Annotated in this window: 21 protein-coding genes; 3 read left to right on the forward strand and 18 right to left on the reverse strand. The window is 63.9% G+C overall.

The window, feature by feature from the left end; all coding sequences use genetic code 11:
• Positions 1–99: 99 nt before the first annotated feature.
• From lpxC to OCK01_RS03300, 7 genes are all read right to left on the reverse strand, one after another.
• Complete coding sequence (lpxC, locus tag OCK01_RS03270) at positions 100–1,053, reverse strand: UDP-3-O-acyl-N-acetylglucosamine deacetylase (protein WP_263822678.1); 954 nt, start codon at positions 1,051–1,053, stop codon at positions 100–102.
• Between the two features lie 425 nt (positions 1,054–1,478).
• The gene (gene ftsZ, locus OCK01_RS03275; RefSeq protein WP_263822679.1) at positions 1,479–3,338 is read right to left on the reverse strand and encodes a cell division protein FtsZ; all 1,860 of its coding nucleotides are present in this window, start codon (positions 3,336–3,338) and stop codon (positions 1,479–1,481) included.
• A 137-nt stretch (positions 3,339–3,475) separates the two neighbouring features.
• The gene (gene ftsA / locus OCK01_RS03280) at positions 3,476–4,807 is read right to left on the reverse strand and encodes a cell division protein FtsA (protein ID WP_263822680.1); all 1,332 of its coding nucleotides are present in this window, start codon (positions 4,805–4,807) and stop codon (positions 3,476–3,478) included.
• Positions 4,804–5,745: a cell division protein FtsQ/DivIB gene (locus tag OCK01_RS03285; protein ID WP_263822681.1), complete on the reverse strand. Its 942-nt coding sequence runs from the start codon at positions 5,743–5,745 to the stop codon at positions 4,804–4,806. Before OCK01_RS03285 ends, ftsA begins: the two co-directional genes overlap by 4 nt.
• Entirely contained in the window at positions 5,733–6,659 is a 927-nt protein-coding gene (locus OCK01_RS03290) for a D-alanine--D-alanine ligase (RefSeq protein WP_182828992.1), read from the reverse strand. The genes OCK01_RS03285 and OCK01_RS03290 overlap by 13 nt, the downstream gene beginning before the upstream one ends.
• A gap of 197 nt (positions 6,660–6,856) precedes the next feature.
• Complete coding sequence (locus OCK01_RS03295; RefSeq protein ID WP_263822682.1) at positions 6,857–7,144, reverse strand: YciI family protein; 288 nt, start codon at positions 7,142–7,144, stop codon at positions 6,857–6,859.
• 38 nt (positions 7,145–7,182) lie between these two features.
• Positions 7,183–7,770 carry a TetR/AcrR family transcriptional regulator gene (locus OCK01_RS03300; protein ID WP_263822683.1) on the reverse strand — a complete coding sequence of 196 codons (588 nt, stop codon included), beginning with the start codon at positions 7,768–7,770 and terminating at the stop codon, positions 7,183–7,185.
• A 241-nt stretch (positions 7,771–8,011) separates the two neighbouring features.
• Here OCK01_RS03300 and adhP point away from each other — a divergent pair, with 241 nt between their 5' ends.
• Complete coding sequence (gene adhP, locus OCK01_RS03305) at positions 8,012–9,037, forward strand: alcohol dehydrogenase AdhP (protein WP_182828989.1); 1,026 nt, start codon at positions 8,012–8,014, stop codon at positions 9,035–9,037.
• Positions 9,038–9,267: 230 nt separating this feature from the next.
• Positions 9,268–10,380, forward strand: coding sequence for a thioesterase domain-containing protein (locus OCK01_RS03310; protein WP_263822684.1), 1,113 nt, complete (start codon positions 9,268–9,270; stop codon positions 10,378–10,380).
• Between the two features lie 39 nt (positions 10,381–10,419).
• Here the strand turns inward: OCK01_RS03310 and OCK01_RS03315 are convergent, their stop codons facing one another.
• Complete coding sequence (locus tag OCK01_RS03315; protein WP_263822685.1) at positions 10,420–10,731, reverse strand: DUF4189 domain-containing protein; 312 nt, start codon at positions 10,729–10,731, stop codon at positions 10,420–10,422.
• 54 nt (positions 10,732–10,785) lie between these two features.
• A complete protein-coding gene (locus tag OCK01_RS03320; protein WP_182828986.1) occupies positions 10,786–11,541 on the reverse strand; it encodes a MauE/DoxX family redox-associated membrane protein in 756 nt (251 codons plus the stop codon).
• Positions 11,542–11,589: 48 nt separating this feature from the next.
• On the opposite strand from OCK01_RS03320, the gene OCK01_RS03325 reads away from it, so the two are divergent.
• Entirely contained in the window at positions 11,590–12,012 is a 423-nt protein-coding gene (locus OCK01_RS03325; protein WP_263822686.1) for a MerR family transcriptional regulator, read from the forward strand.
• Between the two features lie 6 nt (positions 12,013–12,018).
• Here the strand turns inward: OCK01_RS03325 and OCK01_RS03330 are convergent, their stop codons facing one another.
• The 9 genes from OCK01_RS03330 to OCK01_RS03370 form a co-directional block, all read right to left on the reverse strand.
• Positions 12,019–12,819, reverse strand: coding sequence for a GGDEF domain-containing protein (locus tag OCK01_RS03330; RefSeq protein ID WP_263822687.1), 801 nt, complete (start codon positions 12,817–12,819; stop codon positions 12,019–12,021).
• Between the two features lie 307 nt (positions 12,820–13,126).
• Entirely contained in the window at positions 13,127–14,089 is a 963-nt protein-coding gene (gene murB / locus OCK01_RS03335) for a UDP-N-acetylmuramate dehydrogenase (RefSeq protein WP_263822688.1), read from the reverse strand.
• Positions 14,086–15,501: a UDP-N-acetylmuramate--L-alanine ligase gene (gene murC, locus OCK01_RS03340; RefSeq protein ID WP_263822689.1), complete on the reverse strand. Its 1,416-nt coding sequence runs from the start codon at positions 15,499–15,501 to the stop codon at positions 14,086–14,088. Before murC ends, murB begins: the two co-directional genes overlap by 4 nt.
• Positions 15,498–16,622, reverse strand: a complete 1,125-nt coding sequence (gene murG, locus OCK01_RS03345; RefSeq protein WP_263822690.1) for an undecaprenyldiphospho-muramoylpentapeptide beta-N-acetylglucosaminyltransferase — start codon at positions 16,620–16,622, stop codon at positions 15,498–15,500. The genes murC and murG overlap by 4 nt, the downstream gene beginning before the upstream one ends.
• 4 nt (positions 16,623–16,626) lie before the next feature.
• Positions 16,627–17,781, reverse strand: coding sequence for a putative lipid II flippase FtsW (gene ftsW, locus OCK01_RS03350; RefSeq protein ID WP_182828981.1), 1,155 nt, complete (start codon positions 17,779–17,781; stop codon positions 16,627–16,629).
• Positions 17,782–17,923: 142 nt separating this feature from the next.
• On the reverse strand, positions 17,924–19,324 hold the full coding sequence (gene murD, locus OCK01_RS03355; protein ID WP_263822691.1) for a UDP-N-acetylmuramoyl-L-alanine--D-glutamate ligase: 1,401 nt from the start codon (positions 19,322–19,324) through the stop codon (positions 17,924–17,926).
• Between the two features lie 7 nt (positions 19,325–19,331).
• The gene (gene mraY / locus OCK01_RS03360) at positions 19,332–20,432 is read right to left on the reverse strand and encodes a phospho-N-acetylmuramoyl-pentapeptide-transferase (RefSeq protein WP_182828980.1); all 1,101 of its coding nucleotides are present in this window, start codon (positions 20,430–20,432) and stop codon (positions 19,332–19,334) included.
• 20 nt (positions 20,433–20,452) lie between these two features.
• Positions 20,453–21,874 carry a UDP-N-acetylmuramoylalanyl-D-glutamyl-2,6-diaminopimelate--D-alanyl-D-alanine ligase gene (locus tag OCK01_RS03365; protein ID WP_263822692.1) on the reverse strand — a complete coding sequence of 474 codons (1,422 nt, stop codon included), beginning with the start codon at positions 21,872–21,874 and terminating at the stop codon, positions 20,453–20,455.
• Between the two features lie 3 nt (positions 21,875–21,877).
• Positions 21,878–23,323 (reverse strand): UDP-N-acetylmuramoyl-L-alanyl-D-glutamate--2,6-diaminopimelate ligase, encoded by a 1,446-nt coding sequence (locus tag OCK01_RS03370; protein WP_263822693.1) that lies wholly within the window; start codon positions 23,321–23,323, stop codon positions 21,878–21,880.
• Positions 23,324–23,363: the final 40 nt, after the last annotated feature.

A 23,363-nucleotide genomic window follows, 5' to 3' on the forward strand; every position in this document is an offset into this window, starting at 1 on the left:
ATAACAGCTATCGCAACGCCATGTTTACCCCATCGGGCAAATTTGTGGCGAAAACGGGTCGGGGCGCCGGCTGATCCGGCGCGTCCGCAAGATTGAACCTCAGGCGGTCCAGGGAGCGTATTCCTGCCGGTTGACGGCGATCATCTCGGGCGCCGCGACGCGCGGACGCTGACCGGCGGATTCGACGATGTCGTAGGCGGAGGCGTCCGACAACAGCGCCTTCAGCGCCATGGCGTTGACCTTGTGGCCGCCGCGATAGGAACGGTACAGGCCCAGGAACGGCGCGCCGGCGAGCGCGAGATCACCCACGGCGTCCAGCGTCTTGTGACGGACGAATTCGTCGGGATAGCGCAGTCCCTCGACATTGATGACCCGATGATCGTCGCCGATCACCACGGAATTTTCGAGCGAGGAGCCGAGCGCGAGGCCGGCGGCCCAGAGACGCTCGACATCCCGCATGAAGCCGAAGGTGCGGGCGCGCGACAATTCGCTCTTGAAGCTCGCCGCTGTCAGATCACCCTTCCAGCTCTGCTTGCCGATGGTCGGGCTCGGAAAATCAATATCCACTTCGAAGCGAGTGCCGTCATGGGGGTGGAATTCCGCCCAGGACGAACCGACATCGATTCGCACCTGCTTGAGCACGCGAATATAGCGGCGCTTCTTGGACAGCGTCCGGATGCCGGCCTGCTCGATCGCGTCGATGAACATCGCGGAGCTGCCGTCCATGACAGGCGCTTCGCCGGCGTCGATCTCGATGATGGCGTTGTCGATGCCGAGCGCATAAAGCGCGGCCATGACATGCTCGACGGTCGCGACGGAGCGCGCAGGATGCGTGCCGAGAACCGTGCAGAGGTCCGTGTTGCCGACGGTGGCGGACACGGCCTTCAGTTCGGTGACTTCGCCATTCGGACCGGTGCGCTGGAAAATGATGCCGGTGCCCGCGTCGGCGGGATTGAAGACTGCGGTCACATCCGCGCCCGAATGGACGCCTATGCCGCGAATGGTGAAGGGATTTGCGAACGTCGTTTCAAATCCAGCCAGTCCTGATGCCATTTGGCCCCACATTTCCGAACGGGCCTTCTGCCCGTCCATCCGGCAACCCGGATTTAACCATGCATTCCGCGCGCTTTCGCCCGCAATTCGACTGGATCGCTCCCTCCAAGCAGATCCATCGTGAAAATACCGAGCCGGCGCGCGCAATCCAAATCAATGTTTCTTTCCGCCTGTAACGGATCGCAAGTCCTTGACGACGCAAGCGAATGCCGAAGCGGGCGCAAGCCTTGCAAGTCTCGGCCTCCGCCTCTCCGGGAGAGGCGCGGAAAGACCTTCGAAGCGCACGGAGCATATCCGTCGAGATATGGCGTGGACGGCCGGCGCGCGTGCGGAACCCATGGCTGCGCCGATATGAGGCACGCCAGACGCCCCGAATCGAAAAGGGCCCGGCGTGAACCAGGCCCTTTGAGGATCGTGTCGGCGTCTCAGTTGGACTGGCGGCGCAGGAAGGCCGGGATATCCAGCTCTTCTTCCTGACTGCGCGGCTGCGACGGCGCGGCGCGACCGAGGTCGTCGAGCGAGCCGCGACGCGGCGCATAGAGGCTGGCTTCCGGCGACAGCGGACGACGCTGCTGGGAAGACGCCGCCGGCGCGCCGGAGGTCATGTCGGAGGGAGCAGCGGGCTCGTCCTCACGACGGCTCAGCGACGAGGTCAGGCGTTTGAGCAGGCCCATCGGGCCGCGTTCCTCGGCATGCGCCTGGGCGGCCGGCGACGAACGATGCTCGATCTCCGCCTTCACCACCGGCGGAAAGTCTTCGACCTTCGGCATGCGAAGCGTGTCGGCCTCGGCGCGCACCTGGGCCATCAGCGAAGGCTCGGCGCGCATCTGCGGAGCCGGAGCGGGCTGGGGCGCCGGGGCGACCGGAGCGCGCATCTGCGCCGGCGCGGGCTGCGCCTCCATGATCGGGGCCATCGGCTGCGGCGCCGGCTGGACCGGCCGCTGCTGCATCTGCATCGGCTCGGGAGCCGGCGTCGCGAACAGGCGGCTCGCCGGACGGAAGCTGTCCTGGGCAGGCTGGGCCGGCTGTTCGAGATCGCGCATCAGCGGCTGGGTGACGGCGATTTCGAGTTCGCGCTCCATGTCGATTTCGGCGGCGCGGATGGTTTCGGCCACCGGGTCATGGCGCGGCGCGACCGGCTGGGGAGCCTGCATCACCGGCTGCGGGGCCGGCGCGGACGGCGCCGGCATCACGGGCTGCTGCATGACCGGCTGCGGAGCCGGCTGCGAGATCGGCGCTGCAGGCGCGGACGCCTGGGTGCGGATCACCGGCCTTGCTGCCGGCTTAACTTCAAAAGGGCGGGCGTCCCCCGCATTCTGCGCGCGGTCGATGCCAGTGGCCACCACGGAGACGCGGATGATGCCTTCGAGCGCTTCGTCGAACGTCGCGCCGAGGATGATGTTGGCGTCGGGATCGACTTCCTCGCGGATGCGGGTCGCCGCCTCGTCCACTTCGAACAGGGTCATGTCGCGACCGCCGGTGATGGAGATCAGCAGGCCCTGCGCGCCCTTCATCGAGGTTTCGTCGAGCAGCGGGTTGGCGATCGCGGCTTCCGCGGCGGCCAGCGCGCGGCCTTCGCCGGAGGATTCGCCGGTGCCCATCATCGCACGGCCCATTTCGCGCATGATCGAGCGAACGTCGGCGAAGTCGAGGTTGATCAGGCCTTCCTTGACCATCAGGTCGGTGATGCAGGCGACGCCCGAATAGAGCACCTGGTCGGCCATCGCAAACGCGTCGGCGAAGGTGGTCTTGTCGTTGGCGATGCGGAACAGGTTCTGGTTCGGGATCACGATCAGCGTGTCGACCGACTTCTGCAGCTCGGTGATCGCCTGATCGGCGATGCGCATGCGGCGCTGGCCTTCGAAGTGGAACGGCTTGGTGACCACGCCGACCGTCAGGATGCCCTTGGAGCGGGCCGCCTGCGCGACGACCGGGGCTGCGCCCGAGCCGGTGCCGCCGCCCATGCCGGCGGTGACGAAGCACATATGCGTGCCGGAGAGATGATCGATGATCTCATCGAGGCATTCCTCGGCGGCAGCGCGGCCGACGTCGGGCTGGGAGCCCGCGCCGAGACCTTCGGTGACCTGAACGCCCATCTGGATGATGCGTTCGGCGCGGGTCATGGCCAGCGCCTGCGCGTCCGTATTGGCGACGACGAAGTCGACGCCCTGCAGGCCGGCGCTGATCATGTTGTTCACGGCGTTGCCGCCGCCGCCGCCGACACCGAAAACGGTGATGCGCGGCTTCAGCTCGGTGATGTCCGGCTTCTGCAATTTGATGGTCATGTTCTCAGTCCTTCCTGTATTCCGACCGTACCGCCGTTCCGGTCTTTATTCCTGACATGCCGTTCCGGACCGGCTTCGCCGGCGGTCGGGCGTTGGGATCTTCCGCGCCGCGAGCGGTCTCCCGCTCGCGGCGAAACTCAAAAACTGCTCTTCAACCAATGCCCCATGCGCGCGATGCGGCCATTGCCGCCCGCAAGCGAAGACAGAAGCCCATGCTCCGCGGCGTGGATCTCGATATCCGCGAATTGCGGATAAATCAGGAGGCCCACGGCGGTGGAGAATGCCGGTCCCTTCGCGGCTGGCGGCAGACCCTTGACGCCCATGGGACGGCCGATCCGGACGTTGCGGGCGAAGATCTGTCGCGCAAGCTCCGGCAAGCCGGTGAGCTGGCTTGCGCCGCCGGTCAGCACCAGACGCTTGCCGACGATCGGCGAGAAGCCCGAGCTGCGAATGCGGTCACGAATCATTTCGAGCGTTTCCTCGACGCGGGCGCGGACGATCTTGGAGATCAGCGCCTTCGGCACCTGGCTCGGCTGCTCGTGATCTTCCTCGCTGATCGGCGGCACCGAGACGAGTTCGCGGTCGTCGGTGGAGTTGGACAAAGCCGAACCATGCATGACCTTGATGCGCTCGGCCTCTTCGATGCGTGTCGACAGGCCGCGGGCGAGATCGGTGGTGACGTGATGGCCGCCGAGACCGATGGCGTCGGCATGCACCAGCTTGCCTTCGGCGAAGACGGAGATCGTGGTCGCGCCGCCGCCCATGTCGATGGCCGCGCAGCCGAGCTCCAGTTCGTCCTCGACCAGCGCAGCCAGCCCCGAGGCGTAGGGCGTAGCCACCACGCCTTCGACGGACAGATGCGCGCGGTTGACGCAGAGCTCGATATTCTTGATCGCCGTGCGTTCGGCGGTCAGCACATGCATGTCGACGCCCAGCGTATCGCCGAACATCGACACCGGATCGGCGATGCCGCGCTCTCCGTCGAGCGAAAAGCCCGTCGGCAGCGAATGCAGCACGGCGCGATCGTGGCGCTGCGACTGATGGCAGGCGGCGACCAGCACGCGGCGGACGTCTTCCTGATCGACTTCCTGGCCGCCGAGATCGATGGAGGCGGTATAGATGTCGCTCTGCAGGCGGCCGGCGGAAACGTTGACGATCAGGCTGTCGACCGTCAGCTTCGCCTGGCGCTCGGCGGCGTCGACCGCATTGCGGATCACCCCTTCCAGCGCGTCGAGATCGGAAATGACGCCGGACTTGATGCCGCGCGAACGCTGATGGCCGATGCCGATGATCTCGATCTTATGGGTGCGGCCCGGCAGGACTTCGGAGGCTTCGCGCGGCGTCAGCCGGGCGATCATGCAGACCACCTTGGTGGAGCCGATGTCGAGAACGCTCACGGTATGGGCGCGCTTGTTGTTCAGAGGCTTGAGGCGCGGCGTGGCGGAGCCCGCGGGACGGAAGATGCTCATATCTGATCCTCCGCCTTTTTGAGCGCCTTGGCGCGGAGCGCGACGGCCTTGCCGCGGCGCTCCGTCGCGCCTTCGCTCAGCTGAATGGTGGTGCGATCGGCGAGCCTGAAATCGACGGCGACGATGTCACGCTCCACCAACTGGTGATCGCGGTTCAGTTCGGCGAGTTCGGCCATGGCGCGATCCATGTCGTATTCGGGGAGCTTGATCAGCACGCCATTGTCGAGCTGCACGTCCCAGCGGCGGCCTGCGACGCGGATATAGGCTTTCACCCGCGCCTTGATATCGGGCCATTTGTCGAAGTCGACCATGATGGCCTCGGCGCCGGTTTCGGCGTCGCGACCGACGAACAGCGGCAGATGCGCAAATTTGTTGTCGCGCAGCGGCGCGATCACGCTGCCGTTCTTTTCGATCAGCGACAGGTCCTGGCCATGTTGCCAGATGCCGAAGGCGTCGCGTTCGACAAGCTTCACCGCCACGGTGTCGGGATAGATCTTGCGAACCTCGGCGTCGCGCACCCAAGGCAGGCTCTTCAGCGCCTCGCGCGTGCGCTGGGCGTCGAGAGACATCAGCGACGTCGCGCCGTCTAGGCCGAGCTTTTCGAGAATGTCAATTTCCGAGGTGTGGTAATTGCCCGACACTTTGACATTGTTGATGGCGAAACCGGCGACCGAACTCACCGCCTGGGCGACATCCGGGGTCTCGCCGCTCAGCGAGAAGGCGTAGGTCGCCGTCAACCCGTAAAACGCGACCAGCGAGACGCTGCCGAGATGGCGCGGAATATTGACCCGGCCGGCGGCCAGGCTGCCCATGAAGCGAACCACGCGGCGCAGGGGCCGCGGCAGGATCATCTTGTCGCCGCCCTCGCCCGGACCATCGGCCCAGAGCTTGTCGTCGGCGTAGTTTTTTCGAGAGCCGAGGAGTTTCAACGCTGGCACGACGCGTCCTCCACCATCCATCGCAGGAATTCGCCAAAGGAGTGACCGGCATAAGCGGCCATTTCGGGCACCAGCGACGTGGGAGTCATGCCCGGCTGGGTGTTGATTTCCAGCCAGATCAGCTCTCCGTCCTCCGAGAAACGATCGTCGTAGCGGAAGTCCGAACGCGAGACCCCGCGGCAGCCCATCGCCTTGTGCGCCTTGAGGGCCAGCATTTGGACAGTTTGGTAAATTTTTGGTGAAATCTGCGCCGGAATTACGTGGACAGAGCCGCCGGCGGCATATTTCGCATCATAATCATAGAAAGCGTGTCCTTGCGGCGCCACTTCGGTGACGCCGAGGGCGACATCGCCCATCACGCCGCAGGTCAGTTCGCGGCCGGCGACATATCGCTCGACCATGACGGCATCGCCATAGCGCCAGTCGGTCGAGGTGATGACCTGCGGCGGATGGCTCTGATCTTCCTTGACGATCACCACGCCGAAGCTCGACCCCTCGCGCACCGGCTTGACCACATATGGCGGCTTCATCGGATGGGCGGCGGTGAAATCGAAACGGTTCATCACCTTCGATTCGGCCACAGGAATGCCGTTCGCCTTGGCGATCTTCTTGGCCTGCCCCTTGTCCATGGCGAGCGCGGAGGCGAGCACGCCGGAATGGGTGTAGGGAATTTCCAGATATTCGAGAATGCCCTGGATCGAGCCGTCCTCGCCGAACGGGCCATGCAGCGCGTTGAAGGCGACATCCGGCTTGAGATCCGCGAGCACGGAGGCGACGTCGCGACCGACATCGACGCGGCTGACGCGATAGCCTTCCGCCTCGAGAGCGTCGGCGCAAGCGGATCCGGACGACAGGCTAACCGGTCGCTCGGAGGAGAATCCGCCCATCAACACCGCCACATGCTTTTCGCTCATTCCAAATCCCCGAAAACTCAAACGCCGAAACTAGAAATCCGCCCTTGCTTGAAGCTGACGCCAGCGCGCCGGGCACAGGCAGGATTCGTTAGGATTGAGTAAAGACGATTAAGGTTAACGACCCGTTAACCAGTCTTAATGGGGAGCGACGAATTCGAAAAATTCCTTTGCAACGGCGAGAAGACGAGGTTCGCCGCTCAGGCGGCGAGAAACGCGAGCCGCTCGTCCATCCGCTTCGGCGCAATCTCGTGGATCTCGGCCGCGACCACGCCCTCGGCCACGAAGGGATCTTCGGCGACGAACGCCTCGATCACCGCGCGGTCGACGCCCGCCGCGATCAGGGCGCCGCCGAGGTTGGGCTGCAGGCTGCCGGCCATCATCAGCACGCCCTGGTCGAAGCCGCGCCGCAGCCAGTCGTTGTGCCCGTCGAGCAATGCGCCGGCGCGGCTGCGGTCCGCTGAAAACTTGAGAAAGACGACGAACATGATGAAATCCCTTCAGGTATTTGATATATCGTTATTTTCTAGTCATGCGCAGATTTGCGCCCGGCGGATATCCCGGCGAGCCACGCTTTCATCGCCGCGATCTCACGACGCAGGAAATTGTCGTCGCGAAAGGCGTTGTAAAGGGTCGCCGCGCCCTGGCTGCGGGCGAGAAGCTCCATCGCGAGACGATCGGCCTCTTTATGGGGAACCAATTGCGCGAACTGCCGGCTCAACCAGTTTCTGAACAGCGTAAACAACGCCGTCGCCTCCTCCCGCGCAGGATGATCCAGTTTGGCGAGTTCGCCGGTCAAAGTGCCGATAGGGCAACCATGCAGACGGATCTTGTCGCAATTCATCGCGAGAATATCGATGAAGCGGGCGATCCGCCTCTCGGGCGTCGACTCCTCCTGCTCCCACGCGTCCAGCATCGTCCTTCGATCGGCGGCGCGCTTTTGAATCACCTCGTTGAGAATCTCGTCCTTCGTCTTGAAATGATGGTAGAAATTGCCGCGCGAAATATTCACCTTCTCCGCGATGTCGGCAAACGAGGTCGGCTCGAATCCCATGCGATAGAACAGTTCGTCCGCCGCCGCGACAATCTCGCTTCTCGTGCGCCGTCCCGCCATGATTTGCCCCCTTCGGCATTAGGACAAATGCCCTAATGTGGAAATTAGGACGATCGCCCTAATTCGTCAATGAGGCACGGCGTCCGCTTCATGAATTTTTGACGACAGGCAAATCGTTTGACCCTGATCAAGGCCCGCCCTCGCCACCCAGATAGATTGCCCATGCAACCACAGATCACGTCATCATCGGGCTTATCCGCATGCGGCGAGCCGACGGGACCCTTTTGATCAGGAGCCGGACATGTCCAATCTCATGCGAGCCGCCGTCGTGCGGGAGTTCAAGAAGCCACTGGTGATCGAGGAACTGCCGATCCCGGAACCGGATGACGACCAGATCCTGGTCCGTTTCCAGGCCACCGGTGTCTGCCACACCGACCTGCACGCCGCCCATGGCGATTGGCCGGTCAAGCCCAACCCGCCCTTCATTCCCGGCCATGAAGGCGTCGGTTATGTCGCCAAGGCGGGAAAGAATGTGAAGCGCGTCAAGGAAGGCGACCGCGTCGGCGTTCCCTGGCTGCACACCGCTTGCGGCTACTGCCCGCATTGCCGCACCGGCTGGGAAACGCTGTGCGGCAGCCAGCAGAACACCGGCTATTCCGTCAACGGCTCCTTCGCCGAATATGGTCTTGCCGATCCGGATTTCGTCGGCCGTCTGCCCGACGCGCTGGATTTCGGCCCGGCGGCCCCGGTGCTCTGCGCCGGCGTCACCGTCTACAAGGGCCTCAAGGAGACCGAAGCGCGGCCCGGCGAATGGGTGGTGATTTCAGGCGTCGGCGGTCTCGGCCACATGGCCGTGCAATACGCCAAGGCCATGGGCCTGCATGTCGTCGCCGTCGACGTGCATGAAGACAAGCTGGCGCTGGCCCGCGATCTCGGCGCGGATCTTCTGATCGACGCCCGGCAGGAGGATGCGGCCGAGCAGGTGCAAAAGGCGATCGGCGGCGCCCATGGCGCGCTGGTGACCGCCGTGTCGCCTCTCGCCATGGAGCAGGCGTTCCACATGCTGCGCTCGCGCGGCACCATGTCGCTGGTCGGTCTGCCGCCCTCCAAGATCGCCCTTCCGGTGTTCGACACGGTGCTTAAGCGCATCACCGTGCGCGGCTCGATCGTCGGCACACGCCAAGACTTGGAAGAGTCGCTGCAATTCGCCGGCGAAGGCAAGGTGAAGTCGCATTTCTCCTGGGACAAGCTCGACAACATCAACGCCATCTTCGATCGGATGATCGAGGGCAAGATTGACGGCCGCATCGTGCTCGACTTGAGCTGAACCGAGATCGGACGGCGGCGCGCCCGAAACGATCCGGCGCGCCGGACTTCCCGATTTTGTCGGGGATACTTGCGCTGTTCGACGGAATGACTGTCCCCGCCAATCCTCTGTTCATGATTTTGGGCCATGGTGTGCTCCGAATGAGAACACGTCACGGCAGGACTATGTCGGAAATACAGGCGCAGACAGCCAAAGAAACCATCAGCGATCCACTTTGGGTCGACGATGATATGCGCCGAGATCTGCGCAGGGCCGATCGACAAGAACAGATCGGTCTCCACCTCGCAGAGATTGCCGGAAAGGTCCTGAAGACCAGCCTGTCTCTCCAGGACGATCTTTGGGCGCGCGGATTGAGCGTCAACCGCGCGCTCCGCATCATCGCCGATTACTGGCGCAGCACCGGAACGGAACTGGACGTCAATATCTTCTTTCGGTGCAGCAGCATCGCCCAGATGGCAGAAGCCATCGATCGGGGCCTGGCCTATTCGGAGGAGAAGCTCGTCTCCATCCGCCATGGAGAACGCGACCGGCCGCTATTCTGCTACGCCGGCGGCGCAAATTGCTTCATCGAGATGCGCGACGCAATCCTGGCGCTTCCCTTCACGGGCGCGGTCTATGGGCTGACCGTCGCCCAGCGCCCATTTCACCCGCACGCGCTGCCCACCGTGGAGCGGGAAGTGCGGGAGGCGGTGGTCGCCATACGCCGCGTTCAGCCGTTGGGGCCTTATCGCCTGCTGGGTTTCTCCTTCGGCGGCGTGTTCGCGCTCGAAGTCGCGCGCGCTTTGGAAGCCGAAGGCGAGAAGATCGATTTCCTGGGCATGCTCGACACGCCGCTCAGCGATCACTGCATCACCCCGTCGCAATGGTTGTCGTTGATGGGGCGGATCGTGTGCCGTCAAGCCGTCAGTCGCCTCTCGGCTGTGCGGCGCCGGCGTCTCCAGCGCCCGTCCGCGCCGCACCCGCCATCGGGAAATGGGACGAGCGACGGGCGCAAGGGGCATCGCCTGCTCCTTCGCTTCCTGTCCCCGGCGAAGCCGGATTACCATCTCTATAATCCGCAATGGACGAATGGTTTTCCGCCGCAATACTCCGCCATGGGCGCGCAGATCATCCGGATGAAAGGCCTTTACCGCCCACGTCGTTACGAGGGAAGAACGCATTTCTTCACGTCGATCGGCGGCTCTCCGATCGATTGCTCATCGCGCGACGTCTGGGTTCCCTATCTCGGCGACGTCGAATGGATCGAGGCGAACGGCACGCATTTAAGCATGCTGGTCGGACGAAACGGAAAGGCGCTCGCCGCGATGATCGGCGAACGCCTGGCAAAAACAGAACCGTCCTGACGACACGATGCGCGGCGTCGCGCGCACCCGTTTCAGCGATCACGCGTCTTCGTTGCACTCCGTGATCTCGCACACGGATTCCGTAGTGGTCTTGTTGGCGCATTCATTGAGAGCGCGCTCCGAAGCATCGGCCTCGTTGTCGTAATTGTAGCTGTAGCCGTAGGAGCCTTCCTCGGAAACCGCGATGCAGCCCCAGGCGCGGGCCGCGCTCGTCGAAGACAACGTCGCCGCAGCGACGGCGAGGGCAATCAAACCAACTTTGTGAAAAGTCGCCACGTCATTTCCTCCTGAACCGGCGTTGAACATCGTCACATTCTCGTCCCACAGAATCGAATTCGGCGCCAGCGGCAAGATTTGGGACCGCCCGAAACTGACAACTCATTTTGGGTGAATCGGGCTACGCGCCTACATGGCGGCGTGGCCGTTCGCCATGGAGAAGAACATCCACAGCGCCATGGCGACCATCATCACGTTTTCGGTCAGCGACACGAAGCCGAGCGGCACGTTGGACGAACCGCCGACGCAGGCGCATTTCAATTCGCGCCTGTCGATATAGACGGCTTTGAAGACGGAGACTGCGCCGACCGTGCCGATGAACAGCGCCACGGGAATGGAAAGCCAGGACAGCGCGCCCGCGACCATCAGCACGCCGGCCCCGGCTTCGGCGAAGGGATAGAGATAGCCGTAGGCGATCCAGCGCTTGGCGAGGAGATCGTAATTCAGGAACATCGTCGAAAACGTCTCGATGTTCTGCAGCTTGAGGATCGCCAGCATGCACATGCTGAAAGCGATGAACCATTCGCCGGCGCGGATCGTCAGCGCATCGCCGAAGGCGGCGTAGCTCGCCGCCAGCGCCATCAGCGCCGTCACCGAAAAGAGCGCGATCACCGGCCTGTATGTCGGCTTCGTCGGGTCGGCGACCGTCAGGCCGAAGTGACGGCGCAGGTCGTCGTAACCGCCGATGCGGGCGCCGTCGATGAAGGTCTGCGGCGTCGTCTTCACGCCGTGCTCCGCCTTGAAGCGGTCGGTTTCCTCGCGGTCGGTTAGCCAGCGGTCTTCGACCCTGTAGCCTCGACGTTCGAGGAGAGCCTTCGATTTCAGTCCATAGGGGCAGACATGCTTGTCCGTCACCATCCGATAGAGCGTCGCATCCCTGGTCATGATGTCCTCTTGTTTTCGAAGCAACGCTGCCGATATACGCTCCGTACCATGATACGGTGTCAAGACATGGCGTTCACGATCGCGAAACTGGCCGATGCGGGCGGCGTCGGCGTGGAAACAATCCGCTTTTACCAACGGCGCGGCCTGTTGGACGTTCCGAAGCGAAACAGCGGCGATGGCCCGACGGGCGGCGCGCGCCGGTATGGACAAGATGACGTCAGGCAGCTTCGGTTCATACGATCCGCCAAGACCGCCGGCTTCACGCTGGATGAGATCGCGGAACTTCTCCGCCTCGACGCCGCCAACGACCGGGCGCGAGCGCGCGACCTCGCGTCCGCGCGCATCCTCGCCCTCGACGCCAAGATCGCCGAGCTACAAGCCGCGAGAGCCTCGCTGAGCCGGCTGTCGAAGGCCTGCGCGCGACAACAGGGTGGTCCCTGCCCGATCCTCGACGCATTCGCCGGCGATTGAACCGCCTCAGGCCTCGCGGACGTCGTCGAATTGCGGCCGCAGGATCAGATTGCGTCCGCGCTGCTTGGCGGCGTACATGGCCATGTCCGCTCGTTTGAAGGCGGCCTCGAAGGCGACGCCGGCGCCGGCGTGAGCCATGCCGCCGGACAGCGTCACGAAAAACGTCTGATCGCCGGCGGCGAATTCGTGACGGATCGTCTCGGCGCGCGCGCGATCGGCGCGGCGATAATCATCTTCGAGTTGCGCTCCCTGGCTCAGAACCCCGAATTCTTCCCCGCCAAGGCGACAGACCACATCGGTGGCGTGATCGAACACACGGCGAATGATGCTCGCCACTGTCTCGATCACCTCGTCGCCCACCGCATGGCCGTGCCGGTCGTTGACCTGTTTGAAGAAATCGATGTCGAAGACGATCAGGATGGCGTCCTCTGTCCGTTGCGCGAAAGCGTCCAGGAAGGCGCGCCTGTTGAGAAGCTTCGAAAGAGGATCTACGCGGCTCATCTCGTCCAGCGCCTTGTTCGCCATCGCCAGACGATGAATGCGCAGCCCTGTGCGGTAGTGGATCAGAAAGGCGCCGCTCAGCGTGAGCAACGGCGTCCAGATGAAAATGCACACCAGTATGTCGATCGGATGCGCAGGCAGAATCTGCGCGAAATAGGCAAGCGACCAGACCGAGGACTGCGCCAGCGTTATATAAAGGGAAAAATACAGGGCGCCGTAAAAAGCTTTCCAGGCGATCTGTGCGCGAGGCGGCGTGTCTTCGCTCGAACGCGCGCGCAGTTTCAACTTCGACAAAACCGAAAGCATGGAAAACCTATAAATTGTAAAAATGGAATATGACAAAACATCGCCGCCGGATTGTTGGTCGGGCGGCGATCGCAGGATAGTCGATAATATTTATTTTTCAGCGCTACTTTAACCGTAACCACCAAAATTTGGATGGTAAAAATACGGAATACGCACGAATACTATGGACCGGTGGGGAGATATTCGCCAAAAACGCGAAAATACAACTTCTGCGAAAGAAGCGTTCGAATCAGATGGCTTGCTCCTTGGGGATAGAAAAAGGGGCCATACAGCCCCTTTCGATCGAGATCCGAGCGGCCCTTTCTCGTCAGGGCGCGAAAGCGGCCACTTCATAGCCCGGCATGAAATCGCCGATGCGCTTGATTTCCCATTCCAGCAATACGCCTGAATTCTCGAACACCCGCTGGCGGACGATTTCGCCGAGCTTTTCGAGATCATGCGCCGTCGCCTGGCCGATATTGATCATGAAATTGCAATGCAGCGGCGACATCTGCGCGCCGCCGATCTGCAGTCCGCGGCAACCGGCTTCGTCGATCAGTTTCCAGGCCGAATGCCCATCGGGATTCTTGAAGGTGGAGCCGCCGGTCTTTTCCTGCACCGGCTGCACCGTTTCGCGGTGATGGCGGACCGCGTCCATGTCTGCGCGGATCTTGGTTTTGTCCTCGGCGTAACCTTCGAACAGGCCATGGGTGAAGATCAGCCCTTCCGGCGGCGCGGAATGGCGATAGCTGTAATTCATGTCCGCGTTGGAGAGCGTCACGCGGTCGCCCTTGCGGGTCACCGCCTCGATCTCGACCACGCGCTCGCGGGTTTCCGAGCCGTTGGCTCCGGCGTTCATACGCAGCGCCCCGCCGATCGAGCCGGGAATGCCGTAATAGAAGGCGAAGCCGCCAACGCCGTGATCGAGCGCCATGGCGGCGATGTTCTTGTCCGGGCAAATCGCGCCGGCGCGGATGCGATTTTCGCCGACCAGTTCGACATCGCCGAATCCTTTGGCCGACAGACGCAGGACCACGCCCTTGATCCCGCCGTCACGGACGAGAAGGTTGGAGCCGACGCCCACCACCGTCAGCGGCACCTCGTCCGGCAGCGCCTTCAGAAAGGTGACGAGATCGTCGACGTCATGCGGCTGGAACATCAGTTCCGCCAGACCGCCGGCGCGAAACCACGTCACCCGGTCCATCGGCGCGTCCGGGGTCAGCCTGCCCCTGACGTCCTGCATCGCGCTGCCGAGTTCGGCCAGCAGCTTCTTGCCATCTACCTGCTTCATGCCTTCTTTCCTGACAGGGACGCGAGTTCCTTGGGGAGAGCCGCGGCCCAATTTGTGATGCTGCCGGCTCCGAGCAGGACGACGAAATCGCCCGGCTCCGCCAGCGCGGCCACGAAGGGCGCGAGCGCATCCGGAGAAGACAGGAAGCGCGCGTCGCGGTGGCCGCCGGATTTGATGCGAGACACCAGCTCTTCCGCCGTGACTCCATCGATCGGATCTTCGCCCGCCGAATAAATCGGCGCAATGAAAATCGTGTCGGCATCGTTGAAACAGGCGGCAAAATCCTCGAAAAGACTGTGGACCCGGCTGTAACGATGCGGCTGATGCACCGCGATGATGCGTCCCTTGCAGGTGTCGCGGGCGGCTTTCAGCACCGCCTTGATCTCGACCGGGTGATGACCATAGTCGTCGAACACCTGGATTCCGTTCCATTCGCCGGTATGGGTGAAGCGGCGCTTGACGCCGCCGAAGCCCGCCAGCCCCTTGGCGATCGCCTCTTCGCTGATCCCGAGGCGATGCGCCACAGCGATGGCCGCCGTGGCGTTGGAGACATTGTGCCGGCCCGGCATCGGCAGCCGGAGCCCGTTCATCTCGATAACCTGGCCGGTGCGGCGGCGACGGATGACGATGTCGAAGATCGAGGTCGCGCCTTCGTAGCGCAGATTGCGGAAGCGCACGTCGGCCTGCGGGTTTTCGCCATAGGTGACGACCTTGCGGTCCTCGATCTTGGAAACCATGGTCTGCACTTCGGGATGGTCGAGGCACATGACGCCGAAGCCGTAGAACGGCACATTCTCGACGAATTGCCGGAACGCGGCGCGGGCATTGTCGAACGTGCCGTAGTGATCGAGATGCTCGGGGTCGATATTGGTGACGACTGCGACGTCGGCGGGCAGCTTGAGGAAGGTGCCGTCGGATTCGTCGGCCTCCACCACCATCCACTCGCCCTCGCCCATGCGGGCGTTGGTGCCGTAAGCGTTGATGATGCCGCCGTTGATCACGGTCGGATCGAGCCCGCCGGCTTCGAGCAGCGTTCCGACCAGCGATGTCGTAGTGGTCTTGCCATGCGTGCCGCCGATGGCGATCGCGTTGCGGAAGCGCATGAGCTCGGCCAGCATTTCGGCGCGACGCACGACCGGCAGCAGCTTCTCGCGCGCGGCGATCAGTTCGGGATTATTCTTCTTGATGGCGGTCGACACGACAACGACCTCGGCGTCGCCGAGATTGTCGGCCTTGTGGCCCACGAAGACGTCGATGCCTTTGGCGCGAAGGCGCTGGACATTGGCGCTGTCGGACTGGTCCGATCCCTGCACCTTATGACCGAGATTGTGCAGCACTTCGGCAATCCCGCTCATGCCGATGCCGCCGATACCGATGAAGTGGACGAGCCCGATGCTCTTGGGCATTTTCATGCGTGAACCCCTTTGAATTCTGCGACCGTTTCGCCGCGGGCGATCGCTTCGACCAGATCGGCGAGCGTGTCGGCGGCTTGCGGCTTGCCCGTCTGGCGGGCGGCGCTCGCCATGGCGGCGAGCCGGTCGGGCTCGGCCATGGCGGCAGTGATAATCTCAGCGATGCGCTCGGGCGTCAGCTCGGCCTGGGCAATCACCTCGGCGCCGCCCTTGGCCTTGAGCGCCGCGGCATTGGCGGCCTGGTCATGGTCGAGCGCATAGGGATAGGGCACCAACACGGCCGGACGGCCGATAACGGCGAGTTCCGAGACGGTGGATGCGCCGGAGCGGCAGAAGACCAGATTCGCCCTGGCGATCTTCTCCGGCATGTCGCCGAAGAAAGGCGCGACCTCGGCCGGCAGATTGAGCTTGGCGTAAGCGGAGGCGACCGCCTCCTTATCCTCGGGACGGGCCTGCTGGACGATGCGCAGCCGCGCGCGCTGCGCCTTATCGATCAGGCAGATCGCAGCCGGGATGGCCTTGGAGAAGAACTGCGCGCCCTGGCTGCCGCCGAACACGAGGAGTTCGAACGGATCCTCGGCGTAGGAGGGCTGGTAGGGATGGTTCGCCGCGGCGATGACGCCAGGGCGCACGGGATTGCCCGTCACCAGCGTCTTGGCGGCATAGGCGCCGTTGTTCTCCGGCAGGAAGCCGCCGGCGATGGCGTCGACGCGCGGCGCGAGCTTCTTGTTGGCGCGCCCCATCACCGCGTTCTGCTCATGAATGAGCGTGGGGATGCCGAGGCTGGAGGCCGCCATCAGAGGCGGCGCCGTGGGATAACCGCCAAAGCCGACGACGGCCAGCGGCCTGATGCGCTGGAACAGCGCTTTCGCCTTGCGCATGCCGGTCCACAGCGTCCAGCCGGTCTTCAGGATCGCATAGGGCGTCTTGGAGGCGAAAGTGGCCGAGGGCACGACATGGATCTCGTCGGCGGGGAACTTGCCGGCGTAGCGCTCGGCGCGGCTGTCGGTGACCAGATGCACGGAATAGCCGCGCGCCCGAAGCGCGTGGCCCAGTGCTTCGGCCGGAAACAAATGGCCGCCGGTACCCCCGGCAGCCAGAGCGATGATGCCTTTGCTCATATACTTACTCCGCAGGCGCCAATGTCGGAGCGCGGAAGAGGCTGCGCTCCTGCGCCCGCTTTTCCGGCCGCTGACGCGTCAGGGCGAGAACGAAACCGGCGGTCACGCATATGGCAATCTGCGACGAACCGCCATAGGAAATCAGCGGCAGCGTCATGCCTTTGGCGGGCAGAAGCTGAAGATTGACGCCGATATTGATGATCGACTGAAAACCGATCTGCAGCACGAGGCCCGCCACGGCGAAGCGGGTGAAATCGTTGCGGTCGCCGCGGGCATGCGTCAGGCCGCGCATGACCACGAAACCATACAGCGCGACCAGCGCCATGCAGAACACGACGCCGAACTCCTCCGCCGCCACCGAAAAGACGAAGTCGGTATGACTGTCCGGCAGGATGCGCTTGACCACGCCCTCGCCCGGGCCCATGCCGAACCAGCTGCCGCGCACGATGGCGTCATGAGCGGTGTCGACCTGGAAGGTGTTGCCTTCGCCGGTCAGGAACTGGTTGATGCGCTGGGCGGCGTGCGGCAGCACCGTATAGGCGACGAACAGCCCCCCCGCCGCGCCGATGGCCATCAGCGTGATCCAGAACCACGGCATCCCCGCCATGAAGAACATCGAGCCCCAGACGGCCGAGGTCAGGATGGTCTGGCCGAGGTCGGGTTCGGCCACGAGCAGCGCCGCCACGATCACGAACAGCATCATGGCGAGAAGATTGCCGGGAATGTCCGGCTGCTTCTGATTTTCCGCGAACAGCCAGGCGCAGACCACGACGAAGGCCGGCTTCATGAATTCAGACGGCTGAATCGACAGGAAGGAAATGGTGATCCAGCGCCGCGAGCCCTTCACTTCCATGCCGATGAACAGCACCAGCACCATCGCCACCAAAGCGCCGATCAGCATGATCATGGCGACGCGGCGCACCTGTCGGGGCGTGAGAAAGGACAGGCCGAACATGACCGCCAGCGACGGCAGCATGAACAGGCCGTGGCGCTCGACAAAGTGGAACTGGTCGAGGCCGATGCGTTCTGCGACCGCGGGAGAGGCCGCGAAGGACAGCATGAAGCCGATGCCGAGCAACAGCACGAAGACGGCGAGGAACAGGCGATCGATCGTCCAGAACCATTCGGCCAAAGGCCCGCGTTCAGCTCTGCTCACCATCAAATCACCTCTTCATGCCGTCGCGATGGAATTTTCCAGCGAGAATGCAAGCAAATCTCTTAATATGCCATTAACCACGCCGCGGGACATGAAGCCCGCCGCCGCTAGCCTACGCGCCGAAGCATGCGAGAGGCTGAAGGTTTCAAGCGGCGGAGACCGGCACCAGCATCTCGACGCCGTCGAGCTCGGAGACGAGGGTGACGAAACGATCGCCGCGCACCTCGAAATTCTTGAACTGGTCGAAACTCGCGCAGGCCGGCGACAGCATCACCACCGCGCCGTCGACCGACGCGGCGTCCTGGGCGGCGTGCGCTACGGCCCGCTCGAGCGCGCCGGAAATTTCATAGGCGACGTCGTTGCCGAGCGTAGCGGCGAATTGCGGCGCCGCCTCTCCGATCAGATAGGCCTTGGCGACGCGCGGGAACAACGGCTTCAGGGCTGCGATGCCGCCCTCCTTGGGCAGGCCGCCGGCGATCCAGAAGATGTTCTCATAACTCGACAGCGCCGGCGCGGCAGCCTCCGCGTTCGTCGCCTTCGAGTCGTTGACGAAAGTGACGCCGCCTTTGCGGGCCACCGGCTGCATGCGATGCTTGAGGCCGGGGAAGGATCGGAGACCGGCGCGGATCTCGTCCTCGCCGACGCCGACCGCCAGGCAGGCGCCGATGGCGGCGGCCGCATTCTGGGCGTTGTGTCCGCCGCGCAGCGTCTGGATGCCGTCGAGATCGGCGATCTCGCGAACGCCATTGCTGTCGGCGATCATGATTTTGGAGCCATCGGCATAGAGCCCATGCTCCAGCGTCTGGCGACGCGAAATCCGGGTGACGGCCACGCCCGCCATTTCCACCCGATCGGCGATCAGGCCGCAATAGCTGTCGTCGACGCCGACGATGGCGTTGCGGGCGCCAGCGACCAGCCGTTCCTTGACGTCGGCGTAATGCTGCATCGTGCCGTGACGGTCGAGATGATCGGGCGTCAGGTTGAGCAGGATGCCGGCGGTCGGATTGATCGTGGGAGCGAGATCGATCTGGTAGGACGAGCATTCGACCACGAAGAAACGGTCGTTCGCCGGCGGATCGAGCGTCAGCACCGCCGTGCCGATATTGCCGCCGAGCTGCGTGTCGCGGCCGGACGAGCGGAGGATATGGGCGATCAGCGCCGTGGTGGTCGATTTTCCATTGGTGCCGGTGATGGCGATGAACGGGCAATCCGGCGCGGTCGCCCGGCGTTCGCGCACGAACAGTTCGACATCGCCGATGATCTCGACGCCGGCGGCGCGGGCGAGATCGACCGTCCAATGCGGCTTGGGATGGGTGAGCGGCACCCCCGGCGACAGCACGAAGGCCGCGAATTTGGACCAGTCGGCCTGGCGGAGATCGGCGGCGCCGACGCCGTGGCTGCGCGCCTTGTCGACGCTGTCGGGATTGTCGTCCCAGGCGGTGACGTCGGCGCCGCCTGCGATCAAGGCTTCGGCGGTGGCGAGGCCCGAGCCGCCGAGCCCGAACAGAGCGACGCGGCGGTTCTTGAATGTGGCGACCGGGATCATGACGCCCTCAGCGGATCTTCAGCGTGGACAGGCCGACCAGGGCTAGGATCACCGAGATGATCCAGAAGCGGATCACCACCTGGCTTTCCGTCCAGCCCTTTTTCTCGAAGTGGTGATGGATCGGCGCCATCAGGAAGACGCGCTTGCCGGTGAGTTTGAAGCTGCCGACCTGGATGATCACCGACAGGGTTTCCATCACGAAGACGCCGCCGATGATCGCCATGACGATCTCATGCTTGGTCGCGACCGCGATCGAGCCGATCAGGCCGCCGAGCGACAGAGAACCGGTGTCGCCCATGAAGATGGCGGCAGGCGGCGCGTTGAACCAGAGAAAGCCGAGGCCCGCGCCAATGACGGTGGCGACCACCACGGTCAATTCACCCGTGCCCGGCACGAAGTTGACCTGCAGGTAATTGGCGAACACGGCGTTGCCGACCAGATAGGCGATGGCGCCGAAGGACGCCGAGGCGATCATCACCGGCACGATAGCGAGCCCGTCGAGACCGTCGGTGAAGTTGACCGCATTGCCGGCCGCCACGATCACGAAGGCGCCGAAGACGACGAAGAACCAGCCGAGATCGATCAGGAGATCCTTGAAGAAGGGGAAAGCGATCGCCGAGGCGATGTCGACGCCGTTCGGGCCGGCCGCCTTCGCGGCCAGCATCATGAAGAAGACGGCGATCCCGGCGATGACGAATTCCGTCAACAGCCGCATGCGGCCGGAAAATCCGGCGGTCGATTGCTTGGTGACTTTGAGATAGTCGTCATAAAAGCCGATCAGGCCGAAGCCGAGCATCACCAGCAGACAGCTGACCACATAGACATTGCCGAGATCGGCCCAGAGCAGCGACGAAGCGACGACCGAGGCCAGGATCATCAGCCCGCCCATGGTCGGCGTGCCGGCCTTCTTGAAATGGGTCTGCGGCCCGTCGGCGCGGATCGGCTGGCCCTTGCCCTGACGAACGCGCAACGAATCGATGATCTTCGGTCCGAAGAAGAACACGATCAACGCCGAGGTGAACAGCGCGGCTCCCGCCCTGAAGGTGATGTACCGAAACAGGTTGAACACCTGCAGGTGATCCGAGAACTCCACCAGCCACAACAGCATCCGCGCTTTTCCTTCCGTCCTTAAGCCGACGCAGCGGCCGGATATTGTTCCATCAGCGCGGCGACGATCCGCCCGCATCCCGAGCCGTTCGACGACTTGATCATCACCACGTCGCCCGGCCTGACGTTTTCGACCACGAAGGCCTTCATCTCATCCACGGTCGGCCAATAAAGCACCTCGCGGCTGTCGCCAAGGGCGTCGCGCAAATAGGCCATGTCGGGACCGGCGAGCCATATCGCATCGATCGGCTCCGCGCCAATGGGTTGGGCGAGATCGGCATGCACCTGCGGGGAATAATCCCCCATTTCCAGCATGTCGCCGAGTACGGCGATGCGGCGACCGCCCGCTTCGGGCCGCGCAGCCCCGAGCAGGGCGAGCGCCGCGCGCATCGAGGCCGGGTTGGCGTTGTAGCTCTCATCGATCAGCGTGAAGGCGCCGCCCGGCAGCGTCAGCCGGCTGCGCGCGCCGCGGCCCTTGCCGGCGGCGACACTGGTGAAGGCGGAGACGACCGTGTCGAGATCCGCGCCGGCGAGATAGGAAGCCGCCAATACGGCGAGGGCGTTTTCGGCGATGTGCCGACCCGGCGCCTGGAGCGCCACCTCGATGGTGCGGCCGGCGACGATGGCCCAGAACACCCCATGCAGATCTTCCTGCTGATAGTCGACCAGCCGGAAATCCGCCTTGGCATGCGCGCCGAAGGAATAGGTGTGCGCCACTCGCGCCTCGGCCGCCAGTTGGTCGAGCAGTTCGAACTGCTCGATGTCGCGATTGATCAGCGCTGCTCCATTTTCGGCAACCCCTTCGAAGATTTCCGCCTTGGCGCGGGCGATTTCGTCCAGGCCGGAGAAATTGCCGAGATGGGCGGCGGCGATCGTGGTGATGATCGCCACGTGCGGACGCACCATCTTCACCAGCGGCCGGATCTCGTCGGGATGGTTCATGCCGATCTCGAACACGCCGTAGTCGGTGTCGGCCGGCATCCGGGCGAGCGTCAGCGGCACGCCCCAGTGATTGTTGAAGGAAGCCGGCGAGTAATGCACCTTGCCCGCCGCGCTCAGCACCTGGCGCAGCATTTCCTTCGTCGTCGTCTTGCCGACCGAACCCGTCACTGCGATGATGCGGGCCGCCGACCTGTCGCGCGCGGCGCGGCCGAGCTTCTCCATCGCCTCGAGCACATCCGGCACGACCAGCATCGGCGCATGGATCGCGCCCAGCGCCGGCAGCTTGGCTTCGCTGACGACGAGCAGCGCCGCGCCATGGGCGGCGGCGATATTGGCGTAATCATGCCCGTCGACGCGGTCGCCCTTGATCGCGAAGAAGGCTTCGCCGGACTTGATGGCGCGGCTGTCGATCGAAATGCCGGTGATCCCGGCGGGCAATGTCCCGCGCGGGCGGCCATTGGTGGCGGCGATCAGGTCTTCACTGGTCCAGAGATAGGCCATGGATCATCCTTTGAGCGCGTTGCGGATTTCCTCGTGGTCGGAAAAAGGCAGCACGACATCGCCGATCTTCTGCCCCTCCTCATGCCCCTTGCCGGCGACGATCAGCGTATCGCCCGCCGCCAGCAGCGACACCGCGTGGCGGATCGCCTCATGCCGATCGCCGATCTCGACGGCGCCGGGAGCAGCAGCCATGATCTCGGCGCGGATGGTCGCCGGGTCTTCGCTGCGCGGATTGTCGTCGGTGACGATCACAACGTCGGAGAGCCGTGTGGCCACCTCGCCCATGATCGGACGCTTGCCCTTGTCGCGATCGCCGCCGCAGCCGACCACGGTGACGATCCGGCCGGTGGTGAAGGGCCGCACCGAGGTCAGCACATTGGTCAGCGCATCCGGCTTGTGGGCGTAATCGACATAGCAGAGGGCGCCATCAGGGGTCTTGCCGACCAGCTCCAGCCGGCCGGGCGCCCCTTTCAGATGATCGAGCGCGTCGAAGGCTTTTTCCTGGTCCGCGCCGGTCGACAGCGTCAGACCGAGCGACACCAGCGCATTGGCGATCTGGAAATCGCCGGCCAGCGGCAGATGAATCTCATAGATGTCATCGCCGAAATGGATCTCGGCGACCTGCTTGTCGCGATAATGCTCGACCCGCTTCAGCACGAGATAATCACCGAAACGGCCGACCTTGCGCACGTCGAGCCCCGCCTTGCGCGCCGCAGACGCCGCTTTGTCCGACCATTCATCGTCGGAAAAAATCACCGCTGGCGCGCCTTTGGCCATCAGCGTGTCAAACAGGCGCATCTTGCAGGCGAAATAGTCTTCCATCGTCGGATGATAATCGAGATGGTCGCGGCCAAGATTGGTGAAGGCGGCGGCGGACAGCTTGACGCCGTCGAGGCGACGCTGGTCGAGGCCGTGGCTGGAGGCTTCCATCGCGGCATGCGTGACGCCTTCGCCCTTCAGTTCCGCCAGCAGCTTTTGCAGCGTCACCGGGTCGGGCGTGGTCAGCGAGCCCTCGTCGATGCGGCCCGGCGCGATGACGCCGGTGGTGCCGATCTGCGCGGCGGCGAGGCCGGCATGCGCCCAGATCTGGCGGGTAAAGGAGGCGACCGAGGTTTTTCCGGCGGTGCCGGTGACGGCAACCATCGTCTCGGGCTGGCCGGGATGGAGAACTGCGGCGGCCAGGGCCAGCGCGCGGCGCGGATCGTCCGACACGATCACCGGCAGCGCGGACATGGCCGATGCGCCCGATTGCACGAGAACGGCGGCGGCGCCCTTGCCTTCCGCGTCACTGATAAACTTGCCGCCATCGGTCTTGACGCCGGAAAGCGCGACGAACAGGTCGCCCGGCTTCACCTGACGGCTGTCGGAGGTCACGCCGGTAACGTCGATTTGAGCCGCCGCGCCATCGACGCGCACGCCCGCGCCGCAAAGCACATCCCCGAGTTTCATGTCGCCCCCTCGCTTTTCTCTATCGAAACGATTCCGTGGG

Origin of the sequence: Rhizobium sp. TRM95796, assembly GCF_025779995.1 — a bacterium.
GTDB lineage: Bacteria > Pseudomonadota > Alphaproteobacteria > Rhizobiales > Rhizobiaceae > Rhizobium_E.